Annotated in this window: 21 protein-coding genes; 19 read left to right on the top strand and 2 right to left on the bottom strand. The window is 58.7% G+C overall.

The annotated features are described in order from the left end of the window. Positions 1-7 precede the first annotated feature (7 nt). Genes QSV77_RS11675 through QSV77_RS11665 form a run of 3 tightly spaced genes read left to right on the top strand, consistent with a single transcriptional unit; the run spans position 8 to position 1403 of the window. A complete protein-coding gene (locus QSV77_RS11675) occupies positions 8-301 on the top strand; it encodes a YciI-like protein (RefSeq protein ID WP_052818748.1) in 294 nt (97 codons plus the stop codon). A 6-nt stretch (positions 302-307) separates the two neighbouring features. Next, positions 308-751 carry an EVE domain-containing protein gene (locus QSV77_RS11670; RefSeq protein WP_003504993.1) on the top strand — a complete coding sequence of 148 codons (444 nt, stop codon included), beginning with the start codon at positions 308-310 and terminating at the stop codon, positions 749-751. 7 nt (positions 752-758) lie between these two features. After that, positions 759-1403: a methyltransferase gene (locus QSV77_RS11665; protein WP_302733595.1), complete on the top strand. Its 645-nt coding sequence runs from the start codon at positions 759-761 to the stop codon at positions 1401-1403. A gap of 9 nt (positions 1404-1412) precedes the next feature. Here the strand turns inward: QSV77_RS11665 and QSV77_RS11660 are convergent, their stop codons facing one another. Then, positions 1413-1781 carry a hypothetical protein gene (locus QSV77_RS11660; protein ID WP_142842291.1) on the bottom strand — a complete coding sequence of 123 codons (369 nt, stop codon included), beginning with the start codon at positions 1779-1781 and terminating at the stop codon, positions 1413-1415. Positions 1782-2086: 305 nt separating this feature from the next. Between QSV77_RS11660 and sdhC the strand changes: the two genes are divergently transcribed. The 16 genes from sdhC (at position 2087) to QSV77_RS11580 (ending at position 19108) form a co-directional block, all read left to right on the top strand. Then, a complete protein-coding gene (sdhC, locus tag QSV77_RS11655) occupies positions 2087-2479 on the top strand; it encodes a succinate dehydrogenase, cytochrome b556 subunit (RefSeq protein WP_142842292.1) in 393 nt (130 codons plus the stop codon). 13 nt (positions 2480-2492) lie between these two features. Next, positions 2493-2873: a succinate dehydrogenase, hydrophobic membrane anchor protein gene (gene sdhD, locus QSV77_RS11650; protein ID WP_142842293.1), complete on the top strand. Its 381-nt coding sequence runs from the start codon at positions 2493-2495 to the stop codon at positions 2871-2873. Positions 2874-2879: 6 nt separating this feature from the next. Continuing rightward, positions 2880-4721 carry a succinate dehydrogenase flavoprotein subunit gene (sdhA, locus tag QSV77_RS11645; RefSeq protein WP_302733594.1) on the top strand — a complete coding sequence of 614 codons (1842 nt, stop codon included), beginning with the start codon at positions 2880-2882 and terminating at the stop codon, positions 4719-4721. 15 nt (positions 4722-4736) lie between these two features. Continuing rightward, a complete protein-coding gene (locus tag QSV77_RS11640; RefSeq protein WP_052818754.1) occupies positions 4737-5516 on the top strand; it encodes a succinate dehydrogenase iron-sulfur subunit in 780 nt (259 codons plus the stop codon). A 205-nt stretch (positions 5517-5721) separates the two neighbouring features. After that, a complete protein-coding gene (locus tag QSV77_RS11635) occupies positions 5722-6264 on the top strand; it encodes a protease inhibitor Inh/omp19 family protein (protein WP_302733593.1) in 543 nt (180 codons plus the stop codon). 92 nt (positions 6265-6356) lie between these two features. After that, positions 6357-7520 carry a cell division protein ZapE gene (zapE, locus tag QSV77_RS11630; RefSeq protein ID WP_302733592.1) on the top strand — a complete coding sequence of 388 codons (1164 nt, stop codon included), beginning with the start codon at positions 6357-6359 and terminating at the stop codon, positions 7518-7520. Positions 7521-7698: 178 nt separating this feature from the next. Then, positions 7699-8661, top strand: a complete 963-nt coding sequence (gene mdh / locus QSV77_RS11625; RefSeq protein ID WP_003504984.1) for a malate dehydrogenase — start codon at positions 7699-7701, stop codon at positions 8659-8661. A gap of 32 nt (positions 8662-8693) precedes the next feature. Further along, positions 8694-9887 carry an ADP-forming succinate--CoA ligase subunit beta gene (sucC, locus tag QSV77_RS11620; RefSeq protein ID WP_142842297.1) on the top strand — a complete coding sequence of 398 codons (1194 nt, stop codon included), beginning with the start codon at positions 8694-8696 and terminating at the stop codon, positions 9885-9887. A 17-nt stretch (positions 9888-9904) separates the two neighbouring features. Further along, complete coding sequence (gene sucD, locus QSV77_RS11615) at positions 9905-10807, top strand: succinate--CoA ligase subunit alpha (RefSeq protein WP_046799538.1); 903 nt, start codon at positions 9905-9907, stop codon at positions 10805-10807. Between the two features lie 178 nt (positions 10808-10985). Then, positions 10986-13982 carry a 2-oxoglutarate dehydrogenase E1 component gene (locus QSV77_RS11610; protein WP_142842298.1) on the top strand — a complete coding sequence of 999 codons (2997 nt, stop codon included), beginning with the start codon at positions 10986-10988 and terminating at the stop codon, positions 13980-13982. A gap of 53 nt (positions 13983-14035) precedes the next feature. Then, positions 14036-15265: a 2-oxoglutarate dehydrogenase complex dihydrolipoyllysine-residue succinyltransferase gene (odhB, locus tag QSV77_RS11605; RefSeq protein WP_302733589.1), complete on the top strand. Its 1230-nt coding sequence runs from the start codon at positions 14036-14038 to the stop codon at positions 15263-15265. A gap of 69 nt (positions 15266-15334) precedes the next feature. Further along, positions 15335-15748, top strand: a complete 414-nt coding sequence (locus QSV77_RS11600; protein ID WP_302733588.1) for an MAPEG family protein — start codon at positions 15335-15337, stop codon at positions 15746-15748. A 13-nt stretch (positions 15749-15761) separates the two neighbouring features. Further along, positions 15762-16406 (top strand): LysE family translocator, encoded by a 645-nt coding sequence (locus tag QSV77_RS11595; RefSeq protein WP_302733587.1) that lies wholly within the window; start codon positions 15762-15764, stop codon positions 16404-16406. Positions 16407-16473: 67 nt separating this feature from the next. Then, on the top strand, positions 16474-17880 hold the full coding sequence (gene lpdA / locus QSV77_RS11590) for a dihydrolipoyl dehydrogenase (RefSeq protein WP_302733586.1): 1407 nt from the start codon (positions 16474-16476) through the stop codon (positions 17878-17880). Between the two features lie 127 nt (positions 17881-18007). After that, positions 18008-18508, top strand: a complete 501-nt coding sequence (locus QSV77_RS11585) for a cytochrome b (protein WP_302733585.1) — start codon at positions 18008-18010, stop codon at positions 18506-18508. Positions 18509-18619: 111 nt separating this feature from the next. After that, complete coding sequence (locus QSV77_RS11580; protein WP_302733584.1) at positions 18620-19108, top strand: DUF2867 domain-containing protein; 489 nt, start codon at positions 18620-18622, stop codon at positions 19106-19108. Here QSV77_RS11580 and QSV77_RS11575 read toward each other — a convergent pair. Then, complete coding sequence (locus QSV77_RS11575) at positions 19092-20189, bottom strand: TraB/GumN family protein (protein ID WP_302733583.1); 1098 nt, start codon at positions 20187-20189, stop codon at positions 19092-19094. The two genes, QSV77_RS11580 and QSV77_RS11575, sit on opposite strands and share 17 nt — an antisense overlap. Positions 20190-20237: the final 48 nt, after the last annotated feature.

Below are 20237 nucleotides of genomic sequence, written 5' to 3'. Positions count from 1 at the left end.
GACGAAAATGCTGTTTGCCTTTATCTGCAAGGACAAGCCCGGACACCTGAACGTGCGCATGGAAACACGCCCGGCCCATCTGGAGCATCTGAACAAGCTGAATGCCGAGGGCACGCTGAAGATTGCCGGCCCGTTTCTGGATGCCGAAGGCAAGCCGAATGGCAGCCTCGTCATAGTGGAAGCGGCCGATATCGATGCGGCCAAGGCGCTCGCCGATGCGGATCCCTATGCCAAGGCCGGCCTGTTCGAAAGCGTTGACGTGAAGCCCTATAACTGGGTCTTCAACAATCCGGGAGCTTGAGCGGGCATGGCGAATTACTGGCTTTACAAGTCCGAGCCGTTCAAATGGTCCTGGGAGATGCAGAAGGCCAAGGGCGAGGCGGGCGAAGAATGGACCGGCGTGCGCAATTATCAGGCGCGCAACAACATGCGCGCCATGAAGATTGGCGACAAGGGTTTCTTCTATCATTCCAATGAGGGGCTGGATGTCGTCGGCATCGTCGAAGTCTGCGCGCTGTCGCATCCGGACTCGACCGCCGAAGGCGATCTGAAGTGGGACTGCGTTGATATTCGCGCTGTCTGCGATATGCCGCAGCCGGTTTCGCTGAAGGATGTGAAGGCCAACCCCAAATTGGAGAAGATGTCGCTCGTCACCTCCATGCGGCTTTCCGTGCAGCCGGTGACGGAAGAGGAATATCTCGAGGTCTGCCGCATGGGCAACCTCGCCAATCCGCCGAAATCACCGGACTGATCCTTCGGTGAAGACCGATCCCGAACGCTTCATTCTCGACAATGCTGCCATCATGCATCCACCGCATGTGCCGGAACTGCGTCTTTATCTTGCCACTGAAGCCCATGAGCTGTGGCTGAAGACGGAGGAGGAGCTGGAGGAGATCGGTCTGCCGCCACCCTTCTGGGCTTTTGCCTGGGCCGGCGGGCAGGGGCTTGCCCGTTATGTTCTCGATCATCATGAAAGCGTTTCTGGCAAGCGCGTGCTGGATTTCGCCAGCGGCTCCGGGCTAGTCGCCATCGCTGCGGCAAAGGCCGGCGCAGCCAAGGTTCTCGCAGCCGATATCGACCCGTGGACGGAAACCGCCATTCGGTTGAACGCGGCGCTCAACGGCGTGGATATAGGGTTTAGCGGCGTTGATCTGGTTGGCAAGCCGGTAGAGGCGGATGTTCTGCTGGCGGGAGACGTGTTTTACGACCGCGCCTTCGCCGACCTTCTCTTGCCATGGTTTCTGGAATTGACGTCGAAGGGCGTGCGCGTGCTTGTCGGCGATCCGGGGCGGGCCTATCTGCCCAAACAGCGGCTTTTCGCCGAGGCGACCTATCAGGTTCCGGTGACGCGGGCTCTGGAAGACAGCGAAGTCAAGAAGACCACGGTTTGGCGTTTCGTCTGATTGTTTGATTCAGGGCCGGATGATGCAGACGCCATGCTCGTAGGCGCAGGCATCGCTGGCGGTTTCGGCGCGGACATTTATTATCTTCGCCTTGGGCGCAAACGGCGCGGCTGTTGTTACACCTGCGCCGTTTCGCGCAAGCCGGCCGCCGACCGCGAAATAATTGCCGTTGCCGCGTATGCGAAGCCCCGATATCGCCCCTACATAGGTACCACCGGGAAGGGTGGAGGGCAGCCCGTCCGTAGAGAAACTTGCCTGTGATTGTTGATGCCGATAATCTTGGCGGCCACGGAAATCCTCTGCCGCTGCGGGTGGCATTACGGTGAAAATGACGCCTGCGACCATCATGGTCAGAGCGGCGATTCGGCGCTGTAACATGAGCCTCATTCTCCGGATTTTCCTGGTTAATAAAAGGTAAATTACACGATTTATGAATTACGTAAAGGTAAATATTTCAAGGGTGTAAATCTTGGAAATGCTCGATTTTTTATTTTGAGGCAAAAAAATCCAAAAAAAATTCGTGAACCAATCGATTAAATTCGAATCGCTCTTGAAATATGCTTGTCGTGACGCCCCCATGTGATTAAACGTCGCGGTTGGTGCAATGCACATTCTTTCGTCATGTGCAATTGCTTGGGGGCGTCCGGTTTGATGGGCGCACGGGAAAACGCCGCGAGGTTCTGATGGCGAATTTGACAAATAACCGGCCTTTGTCGCCGCATCTTCAAATTTACAAGCCGATTCCGACGATGGTCGCGTCCATCGTGCACCGCATCACGGGTTCCGCCCTTTATTTCGGAACGCTGCTGGTCGCCTGGTGGCTTATCGCGCTTGCTTCCGGTCCGGCCTATTACGACTGGGTCAGCTGGGCGATGGGTACGATCATCGGTAAACTCATCCTGATCGGCTACACCTGGGCTCTGGTTCACCACCTGCTGGGTGGCCTTCGCCACTTCATGTGGGATCTCGGCCACGGCTTTGAGAAGAACTTCAACACGAAACTCGCCAAGGCGACCTTTGTAGCGTCGATCTGTCTGACCGCGCTCATCTGGGTCATTGCCCTGATCGTGCGCTAAGGAGAAGCCTGTCATGGATATGCGTACACCTCTCGGAAAGGTTCGCGGCCTCGGCTCCGCCAAGGAAGGCACCGACCATTTCTGGCGCCAGCGCCTGACGGCAGTCGCCAACGTTCCGCTGCTGATCTTCTTCGTGGTCTTCCTCATCAAATATGCCGGCGCGCCCTATCCGGAAGTCGTCGCGGCGCTGTCCAACCCGCTTGTTGCTGTTATCATGGGTCTGGTGCTGGTTTCCGGCCTCATTCACATGAAGCTTGGCATGCAGGTCATCATTGAAGACTACGTCCACGCCGAGGTTTCGAAGCTCGTTCTTCTGATGCTCAATACGTTTTTCGCGGTTCTCATTGGCGGCCTCTCAATCTTCGCCATTCTGAAAATCGCATTCGCAGGATAATCCGCCATGGCATCGATCAGTTCACCTTCCCAGAATGGCAAGGCTTACACCTATGTCGATCACTCCTATGACGTGATCGTGGTAGGCGCCGGCGGCGCGGGTCTGCGCGCAACGCTCGGCATGGCGGAACAGGGTTTCCGCACGGCCTGCATCACCAAGGTCTTCCCGACGCGCTCCCACACGGTTGCGGCGCAGGGCGGCATCGCGGCATCACTCACCAACATGACGCCTGACTGTTGGCAGTGGCACCTTTACGACACCGTAAAGGGCTCCGACTGGCTGGGCGACGTTGATGCGATGCAATATCTCGCCATGGAAGCGCCGAAGGCGGTCTATGAGCTGGAGCATTACGGCGTGCCGTTCTCGCGCAATGCCGAGGGCAAGATCTACCAGCGCCCGTTCGGCGGCCACATGCAGAATTACGGTGAAGGCCCGCCGGTGCAGCGCACCTGTGCCGCTGCCGACCGTACAGGCCACGCCATTCTGCATACGCTTTATGGCCAGTCGCTGCGCAACAATGCGGAATTCTTCATCGAATATTTCGCGCTCGACCTCATCATGTCGGAAGACGGTCGTTGCACCGGCGTCGTGGCGTGGAACCTTGATGACGGCACGATCCATCGCTTCTCCGCCAAGATGGTGGTGCTGGCGACCGGCGGTTACGGCCGCGCCTATTTCTCCGCAACCTCGGCCCACACCTGCACCGGCGACGGCGGCGGCATGATTGCCCGTGCCGGCCTGCCGCTTCAGGACATGGAATTCGTACAGTTCCACCCGACCGGCATTTATGGCGCAGGCTGCCTTATCACTGAAGGCGCACGCGGCGAAGGCGGTTATCTCGTCAACTCCGAAGGCGAGCGCTTCATGGAGCGTTATGCGCCTTCCGCAAAGGACCTTGCCTCGCGTGACGTGGTGTCGCGCTGCATGACGATGGAAATCCGTGAAGGCCGCGGCGTCGGCAAGAACAAGGATCACATCTTCCTGCATCTCGATCACCTCGATCCGGCGATCCTGCATGAGCGTCTTCCGGGCATTTCCGAAAGCGCCAAGATTTTCGCAGGTGTTGACGTGACGCGCGAGCCGATCCCGGTGCTGCCGACGGTTCACTACAATATGGGCGGCATTCCCACCAACTATTGGGGTGAAGTGCTGAATGCCGATGCCAATAACCCGGAACGTATCGCACCCGGCCTGATGGCTGTCGGCGAAGCCGGTTGCGCTTCGGTTCACGGTGCCAACCGCCTCGGCTCCAACTCGCTGATCGACCTTGTGGTCTTCGGCCGTGCCGCCGCCATTCGCGCTGCCCAGGTCATCGACCGTGATGCGCCGGTTCCGGCGCTCGACATTGCGGCCTGCGACAAGATCATGGAACGCTTCGACAGTCTGCGTTATGCCAACGGCTCCACGCCGACGGCGGTGCTGCGTGACAAGATGCAGCGCGCCATGCAGGACGATGCGGCGGTGTTCCGCACGCAGGAATCGCTGGAAAGCGGTTGCCAGCGACTGTCGGCCATCTGGAAGGAGCTGCCTGACGTCAAGGTCACCGACCGTTCGATGGTCTGGAATTCCGATCTGGTCGAAACGCTTGAGTTGCACAATCTGATGGCCAACGCGATCACCACGGTCTATGGCGCGGAAGCGCGCAAGGAAAGCCGCGGCTCGCACGCCCGTGAGGATTTCGTCGATGGTCCGTTCGCCGGTCGCGACGATGTGAACTGGCGCAAGCACACGCTTGCCTGGGTCAGTCCCGAAGGCGACGTCAAACTCGACTATCGCCCGGTTCACACCGACCTGATCGCCGACGGCATCGATCCGAAAAAGATCGAGCCGAAGGCGCGCGTCTACTGATTTGAGGAACTGGACATGGTTGAACTCGCTCTCCCCAAGAATTCCCAGATCAACGAAGGCAAGGTCTGGCCGAAGCCTGACGGTGCCAAGAATGTGCGCGAATACCGCATCTATCGCTGGAACCCGGATGACGGCCAGAACCCACGCATCGATACCTATTATATCGATGTCGACGATTGCGGCCCGATGGTTCTCGATGCGCTTCTCTACATCAAGAACAACATCGACCCGACGCTGACGCTGCGCCGCTCCTGCCGCGAAGGCATTTGCGGCTCCTGCGCCATGAATATCGACGGCACCAACACGCTTGCCTGCACCAAGGGCATGGAAGAGATCAACGGCACGGTGAAGGTTTATCCGCTGCCGCATATGCCTGTTGTGAAGGACCTCGTTCCTGACCTGTCGAACTTCTACGCCCAGCATCGTTCCATCGAGCCCTGGCTGAAGACGGTTTCGCCGACGCCGGCCAAGGAATGGAAGCAAAGCCATGAAGACCGCCTGAAGCTGGACGGTCTTTATGAGTGCATTCTGTGCGCCTGCTGCTCGACCTCCTGTCCCAGCTACTGGTGGAATGGCGATCGTTATCTCGGTCCCGCCGTTCTGCTGCAGGCCTATCGCTGGCTGATCGACAGCCGCGATGAGGCAACCGGTGAGCGTCTCGACAATCTCGAGGATCCTTTCCGCCTTTATCGTTGCCACACCATCATGAACTGCGCGCAGGCCTGCCCGAAGGGCTTGAACCCGGCCAAGGCGATCGCGGAAATCAAGAAGATGATGGTCGAACGCCGCGTCTAAAGGCGATTCGCTGGCGACGGCAATTTATCCGGGCCGCGGTATCCACCGCGGCTCTTTTTACAACCGGGCTTGGGAAATTTCGGTAAAAATTGACCGAAATGGTAATTATCCCGGCCATCGCTTGCGCAAGGTAAGGCTTTAGTAATAATTCAGCCTTCTTGTTCGATCATGGTCTTTCCGGAAGCGAGAGAATCGGGAGCTTGATATGCAATTCAGATATGTGGTGACGGGCCTTGCGGTTGTGATGAGCCTTGCCGGTTGCCAACGTACCTCCTACGATTACAACAACAACGGCAGCAATAATCCCGGTTATACGCCGCCGCTGCAGGCGCAGCCGGTTCCCTCCGTTCAGTCCGGTGCCCTGCCGCCGCCCGGTGGCGCTTCGGGCAGCCAGTTCCCGTCGGCACCCGCTTCGGCAACGCCTGGCGGCACCGATATCGCTTCTGCGGCTCCGCCGACGACCGCGCTCGACGTCACCAAGGAATCCATGGTCGGCAACTGGCGCGTTTCCAATGGCGGCGCCAATTGCGACATGTTCCTGACGCTCACCAATCTCGGCAGCGGTTCGCGCGGCGGCACCCGCGGATGCTCCGGCGAGTTGACGGCGATGGGGTCCTGGGAAGTGTCCGGCAAGATGGTTCTCTTCAAGAACCGTGCAGGTGATACGATCGGCCGCGTCTACAAGAGCGCCGATGCGCGCTTTGACGGAACGACCAATAGCGGCCAGCCGCTCAGCCTCAGCCGATGAGCATTTCCGGTGCATCCGGATTGCTTTCCTCGTTTTGAGCCATTCCATTCGTCGCGGGTGCTGTGCTGCTTCCGCGACCGGAGCGCTTTTCCATGAAGCCATTGCCTGATTACAATCATAGTGTCGTTGAGCAACTCAACGCATTGACGGCAGCTGGCACTTTGCAGGCCGATGCCGCCCAGCTTGGCGTGGCGACGCATCTCGATCGTATTCTTGCTGATCTGAAGGCGCGCAAGCCGGCCAAGAAAAAAAGTGCGCTCGGCTGGATGTTCGCGCGCAAGGCCGGGCCTGCCGCCCCCGTCAAGGGATTGTATGTCTATGGCAGCGTCGGCCGCGGCAAGACGATGCTGATGGACATGTTTTATGAAATGGCGCCGGTTTCCTCCAAGCGCCGCTGCCACTTTCATGAATTTATGGCCGACGTGCATAATCGTGTGCACGCGCACCGGCAGAAGCTGAAAAATGGCGAAACCAAACAGGCTGATCCCATTCCGCCCGTTGCCGCCCAGCTGCTGGCGGAAGCCGAACTCCTGTGCTTTGACGAGTTTACCGTCACGGATATTGCCGATGCGATGATCCTTGCCCGGCTGTTCAGCGAGCTGTTTGCCAATGGCTGCACATTGGTGACGACCTCCAACGTCGTGCCCGACAATCTTTATAAGGACGGCCTTAATCGCGGCCTGTTCCTGCCTTTCGTTGATCTGCTGAAGACATATGTGGATGTGGTGACGCTGGATAGCCCGACCGATTACCGGATGGAAAAGCTGCAAAGCCTGCCGGTCTATGTCACGCCGCTCGATGGTACGGCGGATCAGGCAATGGATATGGCCTGGCGGCACATGACTGCCGGCCATCTCGTTGCGCCGACGGAAATACCAATGAAGGGCCGTTCCATTGTGGTGCCGCGAGCCAGCGGCCGGGTCGCCCGTTTTTCGTTTTCCGACCTTTGCGAAAAGCCGCTCGGGGCGTCCGATTTTCTCGCCATCGCCAACCGGTTCGATACGGTCTTCATCGATCATATCCCGCTGCTCAACGCGGATAAGCGGAACGAGACCAAACGTTTCATCATCCTTATCGATGCGCTTTATGACCACAGTGTCAGGCTTTTTGCCTCCGCCGCGGCTATGCCGGAGGACCTGCTCGGCAAGCGTAAGGGGACGGAAGGTTTCGAGTTCGATCGCACGGCCTCGCGGTTGTTTGAGATGCGCAGTGCGGATTATCTCGCGCTGCATCACGAAAAACGGCAGAAAGTTTGACACTTTCGTGACGTATTTTCTTACGTTTACGTAAGAAAATAATGATCTAAACGATTGAAAATATTCATCACAAAAGAATCTGTTGCCAATTTTGGCCAATGGGGCTAATCGAAGTGCGACAATTTGGCTGCCGGTTTGGCGCGGTGAAATTGAATTGAAGCTCAAGAGGAAGCATTCGATGGCTCGCAAAAAAATTGCACTTATTGGTTCTGGCATGATCGGCGGCACGCTGGCACACCTCGCCAGCCTGAAGGAACTGGGCGATATCGTCCTCTTCGACATCGCCGACGGCATTCCGCAGGGCAAGGGTCTGGATATTGCCCAGTCCGGCCCGGTTGAAGGTTTCAATGCGAAGCTCACCGGCGCTTCCGATTATGCCGCCATCGAAGGCGCAGACGTCTGCATCGTCACTGCCGGCGTTGCCCGCAAGCCCGGCATGAGCCGCGACGATCTTCTCGGCATCAACCTCAAGGTCATGGAACAGGTCGGCGCCGGCATCAAGAAATATGCCCCGAACGCTTTTGTGATCTGCATCACCAATCCGCTCGACGCCATGGTTTGGGCGCTGCAGAAGTTCTCCGGCCTGCCGAAGAACAAGGTCGTCGGCATGGCCGGCGTTCTCGACAGCGCGCGTTTCCGCCTGTTCCTGGCTGAAGAATTCAACGTTTCGGTTCAGGACGTCACTGCCTTCGTTCTTGGCGGTCACGGCGACACGATGGTGCCGCTCGCACGTTATTCCACCGTTGGCGGCATTCCGCTGACAGATCTCGTCAAGATGGGCTGGCTGACCGCCGAGCGCCTTGAGCAGATCATCCAGCGCACCCGCGACGGCGGTGCTGAAATCGTCGGCCTGCTGAAGACCGGTTCGGCCTATTATGCGCCGGCCGCTTCGGCGATCGAAATGGCTGAATCCTACCTCAAGGACAAGAAGCGCGTTCTGCCCGCCGCTGCCCACCTCTCGGGTCAGTATGGCGTTGACGACATGTATGTCGGCGTGCCCACCATCATCGGTGCCGGCGGTATCGAGCGCATCATCGAGATCGAACTGAACAAGGAAGAAGAAGCCGCCTTCCAGAAGTCCGTCGGCGCTGTCGCTGGTCTTTGCGAAGCCTGCGTCAACATCGCTCCGTCGCTGAAGTAATATTCCAAGCGGCTCCAAACAGGGATTATTCCATGAATATTCACGAATATCAGGCCAAGGCTCTTCTGAAGGGCTACGGTGCGCCGGTTGCTGAAGGCGTCGCCATCCTCAAGGTCGAAGAAGCCGAAGCTGCCGCAAAGCAGCTTCCCGGCCCGCTTTACGTCGTCAAGAGCCAGATCCATGCTGGCGGCCGCGGCAAGGGCAAGTTCAAGGAACTCGGCCCCGACGCCAAGGGCGGCGTTCGTCTGGCGAAGTCGATCGAGGAAGTCGTCTCCCATTCCAAGGACATGCTCGGCAACACGCTGGTAACGGCCCAGACGGGTGACGCCGGCAAGCAGGTCAACCGCCTCTACATCGAAGACGGCGCCGACATTGCACGCGAACTCTACTGCTCGCTGCTGGTTGACCGTTCCGTCGGTCAGGTTGCCTTCGTGGTTTCCACCGAAGGCGGCATGGACATCGAAGCTGTCGCCCACGATACGCCGGAAAAGATCCATACCATCGCCATCAACCCGGAAAAGGGTGTGAGCGACGCTGACGTTGCCGCGATCTCCAAGGCTCTCGAGCTTGAGGGTGCTGCAGCCGAAGACGCAAAGTCGCTGTTCCCGATCCTCTACAAGGCCTTCAACGAGAAGGACATGGCTCTCCTCGAGGTTAACCCGCTGATCGTCATGGAAAATGGCCATCTGCGCGTTCTCGACGCCAAGATGTCCTTCGATGGCAACGCGCTGTTCCGCCATGACGATGTCAAGGCGCTGCGCGACGAGACCGAAGAAGACGCCAAGGAAATCGAAGCCTCCAAGTGGGACCTCGCTTACGTGGCGCTCGACGGCAACATCGGCTGCATGGTCAATGGTGCAGGTCTTGCCATGGCGACGATGGACATCATCAAGCTTTACGGCAAAGAGCCGGCTAACTTCTGCGACGTCGGCGGTGGCGCCGGCAAGGAGAAGGTTGCGGCAGCCTTCAAGATCATCACGGCTGACCCGAAGGTCGAGGGTATCCTCGTCAACATCTTCGGCGGCATCATGAAGTGCGACGTCATCGCCGAAGGCGTGATTGCCGCGGTGAAGGAAGTCGGTTTGCAGGTTCCGCTCGTTGTTCGCCTCGAAGGCACCAATGTCGAACTTGGTAAGAAGCTCCTGAACGAATCTGGCCTTGCGATTACGGCTGCTGACGATCTGGACGACGCAGCCAAGAAGATCGTCGCGGCGATCAACGGCTAATTGAGGGACCGGAAATAATGTCTATTCTCGTTAATAAAGACACGAAGATCCTTGTTCAGGGTCTGACCGGCAAGACCGGTACCTTCCACACCGAACAGGCGCTTGCCTATTACGGCACGCAGATGGTCGGCGGTATTCACCCGAAGAAGGGTGGCGAAACCTGGACCGGCTCCAAGGGCGAAAGCCTGCCGATCTTCGCAACGGTTGCTGAAGCCAAGGAAAAGACCGGTGCAGACGCATCCGTGATCTACGTTCCGCCGGCAGGTGCCGCTGACGCCATCATCGAAGCCATCGAAGCGGAAATCCCGTTCATCACCTGCATCACCGAAGGTATTCCGGTGATGGACATGGTGCGCGTCAAGGCCCGCCTCGACCGTTCGAAGTCGCGCCTGCTCGGCCCGAACTGCCCCGGCATCATGACGCCGGAAGAATGCAAGATCGGCATCATGCCGGGCTCCATCTTCCGCAAGGGTTCGGTCGGTATCGTTTCGCGCTCCGGCACGCTCACCTATGAAGCCGTGTTCCAGACATCCAACGAAGGCCTCGGCCAGACGACGGCTGTCGGCATCGGCGGCGACCCGGTCAAGGGCACCGAGTTCATCGACATCCTGGAAATGTTCCTCGCCGACGAAGCGACGCAGTCGATCATCATGATCGGCGAAATCGGTGGTTCGGCTGAAGAAGATGCGGCGCAGTTCCTGATCGACGAAGCCAAGAAGGGCCGCAAGAAGCCGATGGCCGGCTTCATCGCGGGCCGTACGGCTCCGAAGGGCCGCACCATGGGCCACGCCGGCGCTGTCGTTTCCGGCGGCAAGGGCGATGCAGAGTCCAAGATCGCTGCCATGGAAGCAGCCGGCATCAAGGTATCGCCTTCCCCGGCGCGCCTCGGCAAGACGCTGGTTGAAGTCCTCAAGGGCTGAGACCACATGAGACCGGTAACGGGCGGCGCGGCTTTATCGCTGCGCTGCCCGATGCCGCAAAGACGATAGACAGAACGGCATACCGCCCTTGTGGCAGACAGCAATAATCAAAGCGGCAGGCCGGTGAAACGGCCCTAACGGCATCGAGGAGGCGGACGGACAAGTCCGCAGGAACACAATGGCAAGGCAAGAAGCGAACGAGCAGTTTCAGATCACGTCGTTTCTGGACGGCGCGAATGCAGCCTATATCGAGCAGCTCTATGCCCGGTACGAAGAGGATCCCTCTTCCGTGTCGCCGGAGTGGCAGAGCTTCTTCAAGGCGTTGTCCGATAATCCGGAAGACGTGAAGAAGGCCGCACAAGGCGCCTCCTGGAAGCGCGCCAACTGGCCGATCCCGGCAAATGGCGAACTGGTATCCGCACTCGACGGCAACTGGGCCACGGTCGAGAAGGCCATCGAGAAAAAGGTTCAGGCGAAGGCCGAGACGAAGAGCGCCGCGACCGGCAAGCCCGTCAGCGAAGCGGAAGTACTGCAAGCGACCCGTGACAGCGTTCGCGCCATCATGATGATCCGCGCCTACCGCATGCGCGGCCACCTGCATGCCAAGCTCGATCCGCTCGGCATCGCCAGCGCCGTCGAAGATTACAATGAGCTTTCGCCGAAGTCCTACGGCTTCGAGGAAAGCGATTACGACCGCAAGATTTTCATCGATAACGTGCTCGGCCTCGAATATGCGAGCGTGCGCGAGATGGTCGAGATTCTCGAGCGCACCTATTGCTCGACGCTCGGCGTCGAATTCATGCACATGTCCAACCCGGAAGAAAAGGGCTGGATTCAGGAACGCATCGAAGGCCCGGACAAGGGTGTGGACTTCACGCCTGAGGGCAAGAAGGCCATTCTGTCCAAGCTGGTCGAGGCCGAAGGTTACGAGCAGTTCCTCGACGTGCGTTTCAAGGGCACCAAGCGTTTTGGCCTTGATGGCGGTGAATCGCTGATCCCGGCGCTCGAACAGATCATCAAGCGCGGCGGCCAGGAAGGCCTGGAAGAAGTCGTTCTCGGCATGGCCCACCGTGGCCGCCTGAACGTCCTGACCAACGTCATGGGCAAGCCGCACCGCGCCGTGTTCCACGAATTCAAGGGCGGTTCGTTCAAGCCTGACGATGTCGAGGGTTCGGGCGACGTGAAGTACCATCTGGGTGCCTCCTCCGACCGCGAATTCGACGGCAACAAGGTTCACCTGTCGCTGACGGCCAACCCGTCGCACCTTGAAATCGTCAACCCTGTCGTCATGGGCAAGGCGCGCGCCAAGCAGGACCAGCTGGCCAAGCAGTGGGACGGCGACATCATTCCGCTTTCCGAACGCGCCAAGGTGCTGCCGCTGCTGCTGCACGGTGATGCCGCTTTTGCGGGTCAGGGCGTCGTTGCTGAAATTCTCGGCCTGTCCGGCCTGCGCGGTCACCGCGTTGCCGGCACTATGCATTTCATCATCAACAACCAGATCGGTTTCACGACGAACCCGGCCTTCTCGCGCTCGTCGCCTTACCCGTCCGACGTCGCCAAGATGATCGAAGCACCGATCTTCCACGTCAACGGTGACGATCCGGAAGCGGTTGTCTATGCGGCGAAGGTTGCGACCGAATACCGCATGAAGTTCCACAAGCCTGTCGTCATCGACATGTTCTGTTACCGCCGCTTCGGCCATAACGAAGGCGATGAGCCGGCGTTCACGCAGCCGAAGATGTACAAGGTCATCCGTGGCCACAAGACCGTTGCCCGCATCTATGCCGACCGCCTGATCGCGGAAGGCCTGATCACCGAAGGTGACTTCGAGAAGGTCAAGGCCGACTGGCGCGCGCATCTCGAGCAGGAATTCGAGGCAGGTCAGTCCTACAAGCCGAACAAGGCCGACTGGCTGGATGGTCAGTGGTCGGGCCTGCGCGCTGCCGACAATGCCGATGAGCAGCGTCGTGGGAAGACCGGCGTGCCGATGAAGCAGCTGAAGGAAATCGGCAAGAAGCTGTCGACCATTCCTGAAGGTTTCACCGCGCATCGCACGATCCAGCGTTTCATGGAAAACCGCTCGCAGATGATCGAGACGGGCGAAGGCATCGACTGGGCGATGGCGGAAGCTCTGGCTTTCGGTTCGCTTGTCGTTGATGGCCACAAAATCCGTCTTTCCGGCCAGGATTGCGAACGCGGCACATTCTCGCAGCGCCACTCGGTTCTGTACGATCAGGAGACCGAAGAGCGTTACATCCCGCTCGCCAATCTCGCCCCGACGCAGGCCCGTTACGAAGTCATCAACTCGATGCTTTCGGAAGAAGCCGTTCTTGGTTTCGAATATGGCTACTCGCTTGCCCGCCCGAATGCGCTGACGCTGTGGGAAGCCCAGTTTGGTGACTTCGCCAACGGCGCGCAGGTGGTGTTCGACCAGTTCATCTCGTCGGGTGAGCGCAAGTGGCTGCGCATGTCCGGTCTCGTCTGCCTTCTGCCGCATGGTTATGAAGGTCAGGGTCCGGAGCATTCGTCGGCCCGTCTGGAGCGTTGGCTGCAGATGTGTGCGGAAGACAACATGCAGGTTGCCAATGTGACGACGCCTGCCAACTACTTCCACATTCTGCGCCGCCAGATGAAGCGTGACTTCCGCAAGCCGCTGATCCTGATGACGCCGAAGTCCTTGCTGCGTCACAAGCGCGCCACTTCTTCGCTGGCGGAGCTGGCCGGCGAGTCCTCTTTCCACCGTCTCCTGTGGGACGATGCTGAAGTCATCAAGGATGGTCCGATCAAGCTGCAGAAGGATTCGAAGATCCGCCGTGTCGTCATGTGCACCGGCAAGGTCTATTACGATCTTCTCGAAGAGCGTGAAAAGCGCGGTATCGACGACATCTACCTGCTGCGCGTCGAACAGCTTTATCCGTTCCCGGCAAAGGCGCTCATCAACGAGCTTTCCCGTTTCCGCCACGCGGAAATGGTCTGGTGCCAGGAAGAGCCGAAGAACATGGGTTCGTGGTCGTTCATCGATCCTTACCTGGAATGGGTTCTGGCGCATATCGACGCCAAGTACCAGAAGGTCCGTTACACGGGCCGTCCGGCTGCCGCCTCTCCGGCGACCGGCCTGATGTCCAAGCACCTGGCGCAGCTTGCTGCGTTCCTGGAAGACGCGCTGGGAGAGTGAGAACTCTCCCGCATCGCCCCGCAAAAAAGACACCTGAATAACGGAACTAGATCATGGCCACTGAAATCCGCGTACCAACCCTCGGCGAATCCGTCAGCGAAGCGACCGTCGGCACCTGGTTCAAGAAGGTCGGCGATACCGTCAAGGCCGACGAACCTCTCGTTGAACTGGAAACCGACAAGGTTACCGTTGAAGTCCCGGCGCCTGCCTCCGGCGTGCTGACCGAAATCGTTGCACAGAACGGCGAGACCGTTGGTCTTGACGCGCTTCTCGGCCAGATCGCCGAAGGTGCTGCCGGCGCTGCAACCGCCGCACCGGCTGCAAAGCCTGCCGCCGCTGCCGCACCGGCACCCGCAGCAACCACTGCTGCGCCCGCCGCCAGCGGCATGCCGCCGGCACCTGCCGCCGGCAAGCTGCTTGCTGAAAACAACCTGTCTGCCGATCAGGTCGATGGTTCCGGCAAGCGTGGCCAGGTTCTGAAGGGCGACGTTCTCGCCGCTGTCGCCAAGGGCGTTTCGGCACCTGCCGCCGCTCCGGCTCCGGTTGCTGCTGCTCCCCGTCCGGTTTCCGCCGAGCAGGATCAGGTTCGCGAAGAGCGCGTGAAGATGACCCGCCTGCGCCAGACGATCGCCCGTCGCCTGAAGGATGCACAGAACACCGCCGCCATGCTCACCACCTATAACGAGGTGGACATGAGCGCGGTCATGGACCTGCGCAACCGCTACAAGGACGTGTTCGAGAAGAAGCATGGCGTCAAGCTCGGCTTCATGGGCTTCTTCACCAAGGCCGTGACCCACGCGCTGAAGGAACTGCCTGCTGTCAACGCTGAAATCGACGGCACGGACATCATCTACAAGAACTATTGTCACGTCGGCATGGCTGTCGGCACCGACAAGGGTCTCGTTGTTCCTGTCATCCGTGATGCCGATCAGCTCTCCATCGCCGGCGTCGAAAAGGAACTCGGCCGCCTCGCCAAGGCAGCGCGTGACGGCTCGCTCGGCATGGCCGACATGCAGGGCGGCACCTTCACCATCACCAATGGTGGTGTCTACGGTTCGCTGATGTCTTCGCCGATCCTCAACGCGCCGCAGTCGGGTATTCTCGGCATGCACAAGATCCAGGAGCGTCCGGTCGCCATCGGCGGTCAGGTCGTCATCCGCCCGATGATGTATCTGGCACTCTCCTACGATCACCGTATCGTTGACGGCAAGGAAGCCGTGACGTTCCTCGTTCGCGTCAAGGAAAGCCTGGAAGATCCGGAACGTCTGGTTCTCGATCTCTAATCGGTCTTGCTTTTCCTTTCAGCGGGATTTCAACTGAGGTCCCGCTGAAATCGCATTAGGAGAGCGAAAGTGCAGCCGACATTTCTTGCCGCTTCCCCCTTTTTACCGCTGATCGGTCTCAGCGTCCTGTTGCTTGCTGTGCACATCATGCTGCAAGCCATGACGGCGACGCGGGAACTGGGGCTGGACTGGAATGCCGGCCCGCGGGATGCGGAGAAGAAACCGGAAGGCAGGCTTACCGGCCGTGCAGCCCGCGCGTCTGAAAATTTCCGGGAAACCTATCCCGCTTTCATAGCACTTGCCTTCGGCGTCATCATGGCCGGCGATCCGTCCGGACTGGCACTGACCGGCGCCTGGATATGGCTGATCTGCCGGGTGATTTACATACCGCTTTATCTGGCCGGCGTGCCTTATATCCGCTCATTGGTCTGGCTCGGCTCCGTGCTCGGCCTCGCCCTGATGCTTTTCGTTTTGATGTTCTAGAGGCTTGTTTCAGATGCATCAGTATTTGATCGAACTTGCATCCCTGATGGCGATCTTCGCTTTCGCGATCGTGTCGCCCGGCGCTGATCTTGCGATGGTCATGCGCCAGGCCATGGTGCATGGGCGCAGGCAGGCCATCGTCACCAGCTTCGGTGTGGGAACGTCGCTGATGTTCCACGTCACCTATACGATCCTCGGACTTGGTCTCATCATTTCCCAGTCGATCTATCTCTTCAACATCGTCAAATGGCTTGGCGTCGCCTATCTGATCTATATCGGCGTCAAGGCGCTGCGCGCCGGCAAGACGGAATTACCGTCGGCTGAAGGCGAGGGTGGCGCTCAGGTCAAAAACAGCCAGACGGCACTGAAGGCGTTCACGCTCGGTTTTGCCGCCAATGCGCTCAATCCCAAACCGGTGTTTTTCTTCCTGTCGATCTTTTCGACGGTGGTTCATGCCCATACGCCGGTCGCCATCAAATTCGGATATGGTCTCGTCATGGCGAGCTGCCTTATCCTGTGGTTCGTCGGCGTCAGCCTGTTCATGACGACGCCACGCATGCGCGCCGCATTTCAGCGCGCCAGCCAATGGATCGACCGCACCAGCGGCGTGGTCTTCATTGCACTCGGTATAAAACTCGCAACGGAAAAAGCGGCCTGAATTTCAGGTCAAACGCAAGCAGGGCAATGATCCGGTATCTTGCCCGACATCAATCAGGAAAACGAACATGGCATATGATGTAGTTGTAATCGGCACGGGCCCCGGCGGTTATGTTTGCGCGGTCAAGGCGGCACAGCTGGGCTTGAAGGTCGCTGTCATCGAGAAGCGTGCGACCTATGGCGGCACCTGCCTCAATGTCGGCTGCATTCCGTCGAAGGCGCTGCTGCACGCGTCCGAAACCTTTGCCCATGTTGCCCATGGCGTCGATTCGCTTGGTATCGAAGTCGCCGCGCCGAAGCTGAACCTTGAAAAGATGATGGGCCACAAGGACGGCGTAGTGAAGGCCAATGTCGATGGCGTCGCCTTCCTGTTCAAGAAGAACAAGATCGATGCCTTCCAGGGTACCGGCAAGGTGGTTTCCGCCGGCAAGGTTTCCGTCACCAACGACAAGGGCGAGAGCCAGGAAATCGAAGCCAAGAACATCGTCATCGCCACCGGTTCTGATGTTGCCGGCATTCCGGGTGTTCAGGTCGATATCGATGAAAACGTCATCGTCTCCTCCACCGGCGCGATCGCTCTTTCCAAGGTTCCGGAAAAGCTGATTGTTGTCGGCGGTGGCGTCATCGGCCTCGAGCTTGGTTCGGTCTGGTCGCGTCTTGGTGCGAAGGTGACCGTCGTCGAATATCTCGACAATATTCTCGGTGGCATGGATGGCGAAGTTTCCAAGCAGTCGCAGCGTCTGCTGGCCAAGCAGGGCCTTGATTTCAAGCTCGGTGCCAAGGTAACGGCCGTTGAAAAGACCGCCACCGGCGCAAAGGTGGTGTTCGAGCCGGTCAAGGGTGGTGCTGCCGAAACGCTCGAAGCTGATGTCGTGCTGATCTCCACCGGTCGCAAGCCCTACACCGAAGGCCTCGGCCTTGCGGAAGCCGGTGTTGTGCTCGATAGCCGCGGTCGCGTCGAAATCGACGGCCACTACAAGACCAATGTCGATGGCATCTACGCGATCGGCGACGTGGTGAAGGGCCCGATGCTGGCGCACAAGGCGGAAGACGAGGGCGTTGCGCTTGCGGAAATCCTCGCCGGCCAGCGCGGCCATGTGAACTACGACGTCATTCCGGCAGTCGTCTATACCCAGCCGGAAATCGCGTCCGTCGGCAAGACCGAGGAAGAACTGAAGGCCGCTGGCGTCGCTTACAAGGTCGGCAAGTTCCCCTTCACCGCCAATGGCCGCGCCCGCGCCATGCAGGTGACGGATGGTTTCGTGAAGATTCTTGCCGACAAGGAAACCGACCGGGTTCTCGGCGGCCACATCGTCGGCTTCGGTGCTGGCGAAATGATCCACGAGATCACCGTGCTGATGGAATTCGGCGGTTCTTCGGAAGATCTTGGCCGCACCTGCCATGCGCATCCGACAATGTCGGAAGCCGTGAAGGAAGCAGCGCTTGCGACGTTCTTCAAGCCGATCCACATGTGATTGGTGTTTGAGCCTGACGCTCAAATATTAAATTTCAGTCATCTGCTGAACCCCGGCTTGCCATGCAGGCCGGGGTTTTTCATACTTGCGCCATAGCCTGTCTAACCTTTTGATAAAAGGCAATAAAATGGCGTATTCCAGTCAAGTTTCCTTCTCCGTTCCGCAGCGCGTCCTTCACTGGGCGATGGCGCTTCTGATCTTCTTCAACCTGCTGTTTCCCGACGCCATGGCTCATGCCTATCGGCTGATGCGGCAGGGTGGGACGTTGACGCCGGAGCAGATTTCTTCGGCGAATATTCACGCCTATGTTGGTTTTGCAGTCCTGCTGCTTGCGGTTCTGCGCCTCTGTCTGCGCTTTTTTCAGGGTGTGCCGCCGCATCCTGCCGAGGAACCCCGGCCATTCCAGATCGCCGCCAAAGTGGCGCATTTCACCTTTTACGCCCTTTTCTTTGTCCTGCCTCTGTCCGGTATAGCCGCCTATTACTTCGGTGCTCAGCCGGCAGGGCAGTTACATTCCGGCCCCTTCAAGGTGCTGATGTGGGTGTTGATCGTCGGTCACGTCGCAGCTGTTCTGGTTCACCAGTTCTACTGGCGCACCAATGTTCTGAAACGAATGACACACGGCTAGGACAGGCTTCATATTTTTTTCGGAAATGCCAAGCGGCGGTTTGTCGCGTTTTCTGTCCGGCTGAAAAAGCAGATGGTGAACTCCAGCGCATCGTGCGGCTGGGGTTCAGGAATGCAATATAGCGAAGACATATTGCCGGGCGCTGACTGGCGGGATTGTTTTGAAGGCGAGATGGTGACGCCGGAAGCGTCGTCACTGGATGTGAGCAGGCTTCTTCTCGATCATCCCCCGGCATGGATCAGCAGCCTGATGGCGCTTCGAAACCGCATCGTCTTGCTTTTCGGCTTGAAAACGGTCGAGCTGGCGGCAGGCATCTCGGCGGGCGGTTTTCCGGTTCTGTCATCCACGCCGCAGCGGACAGTTCTCGGCTTCGATGATCACCATCTCGATTTCCGGATCGTTGTCGATCTCGAAAGGGGCCCTAACTGCCAGTTGGTGAATGTCACCACCATCGTCAGGCGCAAGAATGTCTTTGGGCGGCTTTACATTCTCGTGGTGGGGCCGTTTCATCGCCGCATCGTGCCAGCGACGATGCGCCCGTTTTGCACCAATGTTCGGCCCGTCAAGATTAGGGATGAGACCGTCAGTCGACCCGCGTGAGCGTAAAGCCCTTTGCGCGCAGCAATTCGATCACGCCTTCTTCACCCGGCAGGTGCAGCGCGCCGACGGCCATGAAGACATTGCCTTTGGCAAGCTCGGGGGTAGCTCGATCCGCCATGACGTGATTGCGATCGGTGATGATGCGTTGCTCGAAGGCAGCGTAACCCTGTTCGCTTTCTGCCACTGCCTTCTTGGGATCCAGGCTTTTCAGCATGGGCATGGTCATGCCGATATCGCCGGCGACGTAGAGATCGGTCATGGTCTTCATCACGTCATCCATGCGATCGCCGAGTTCCAGCGTTTCGATCAAAGCCTGGAGATGAAATTCCATCGGCAGTTCTGACATGGCCGTCAACTGTTCGACCATCGTTTCCAGCCCGACGAGACGTTTTCCGTCTGCGAGCGCATCTTCGGCCAGTTTCTTGTCGAGAAAGGAAAGGCCGGTTGCCTTGCGGGCGAACTCGCAGGCCGGAAGGGCGACGAAGCTTGAGAGCATCCATGGCTTCATGCGCGATACGGCATTCAGCGGAATGCCACGCTCCTTCAGACCCTTTTCCAGACGCGCAACATTTTCGGGTGACAAAATATCGGTGATCGACTTGCCATCCAGAAACATGGTGAGTTCGGGTTTGCTCAGCAATGAGGTCGCGACCTTCTTGTCGTCGACGATTTCGTCCGATTCCACGATGACAGTTGCGGCTCTTTCGAAGGCAGGTGTCGCAGCGGCAGGCATTTCCAGAACGCGTGGATCGGTGACATGCATCGTACCAAGAAGATAGGACGGCTCAGTTCCGGCCTTTTCAATGCGCCAGAAATTGCCCTTGCCATTGGGGATCGCGGCCGCTTCCTGTTCGATCTTTGCGAAAGCCTGCGGATCGGTCTTGCGCATGTCCACGAGAATATCACTGCCGGTGCAGGTGATCTGTTGCTCTGCGGCTTCCGCTTCACCCAGCGAAAGCAACGTCATGAGCAGGATGGCGATGGCAGTTACATGCAGGGCCGCCAGCAGCCAGAGCAGGGCGTCGCCGGTTTTGCCCATCAGGGTGGCGGTGAAGTTTTGTGGCTTTATCAGGCTGTGCATGGGTCCAATCCGGTTCTTGTTCGCTTATAGAACGGCGGTTTGGATGTC

The sequence above is a fragment of the Agrobacterium sp. V1 genome, assembly GCF_030518355.1.
Taxonomy (GTDB): domain Bacteria; phylum Pseudomonadota; class Alphaproteobacteria; order Rhizobiales; family Rhizobiaceae; genus Agrobacterium; species Agrobacterium cucumeris.
Note: the sequence above shows the minus strand (reverse complement) of the source record. Positions and strands in the feature narration are given on the sequence as shown.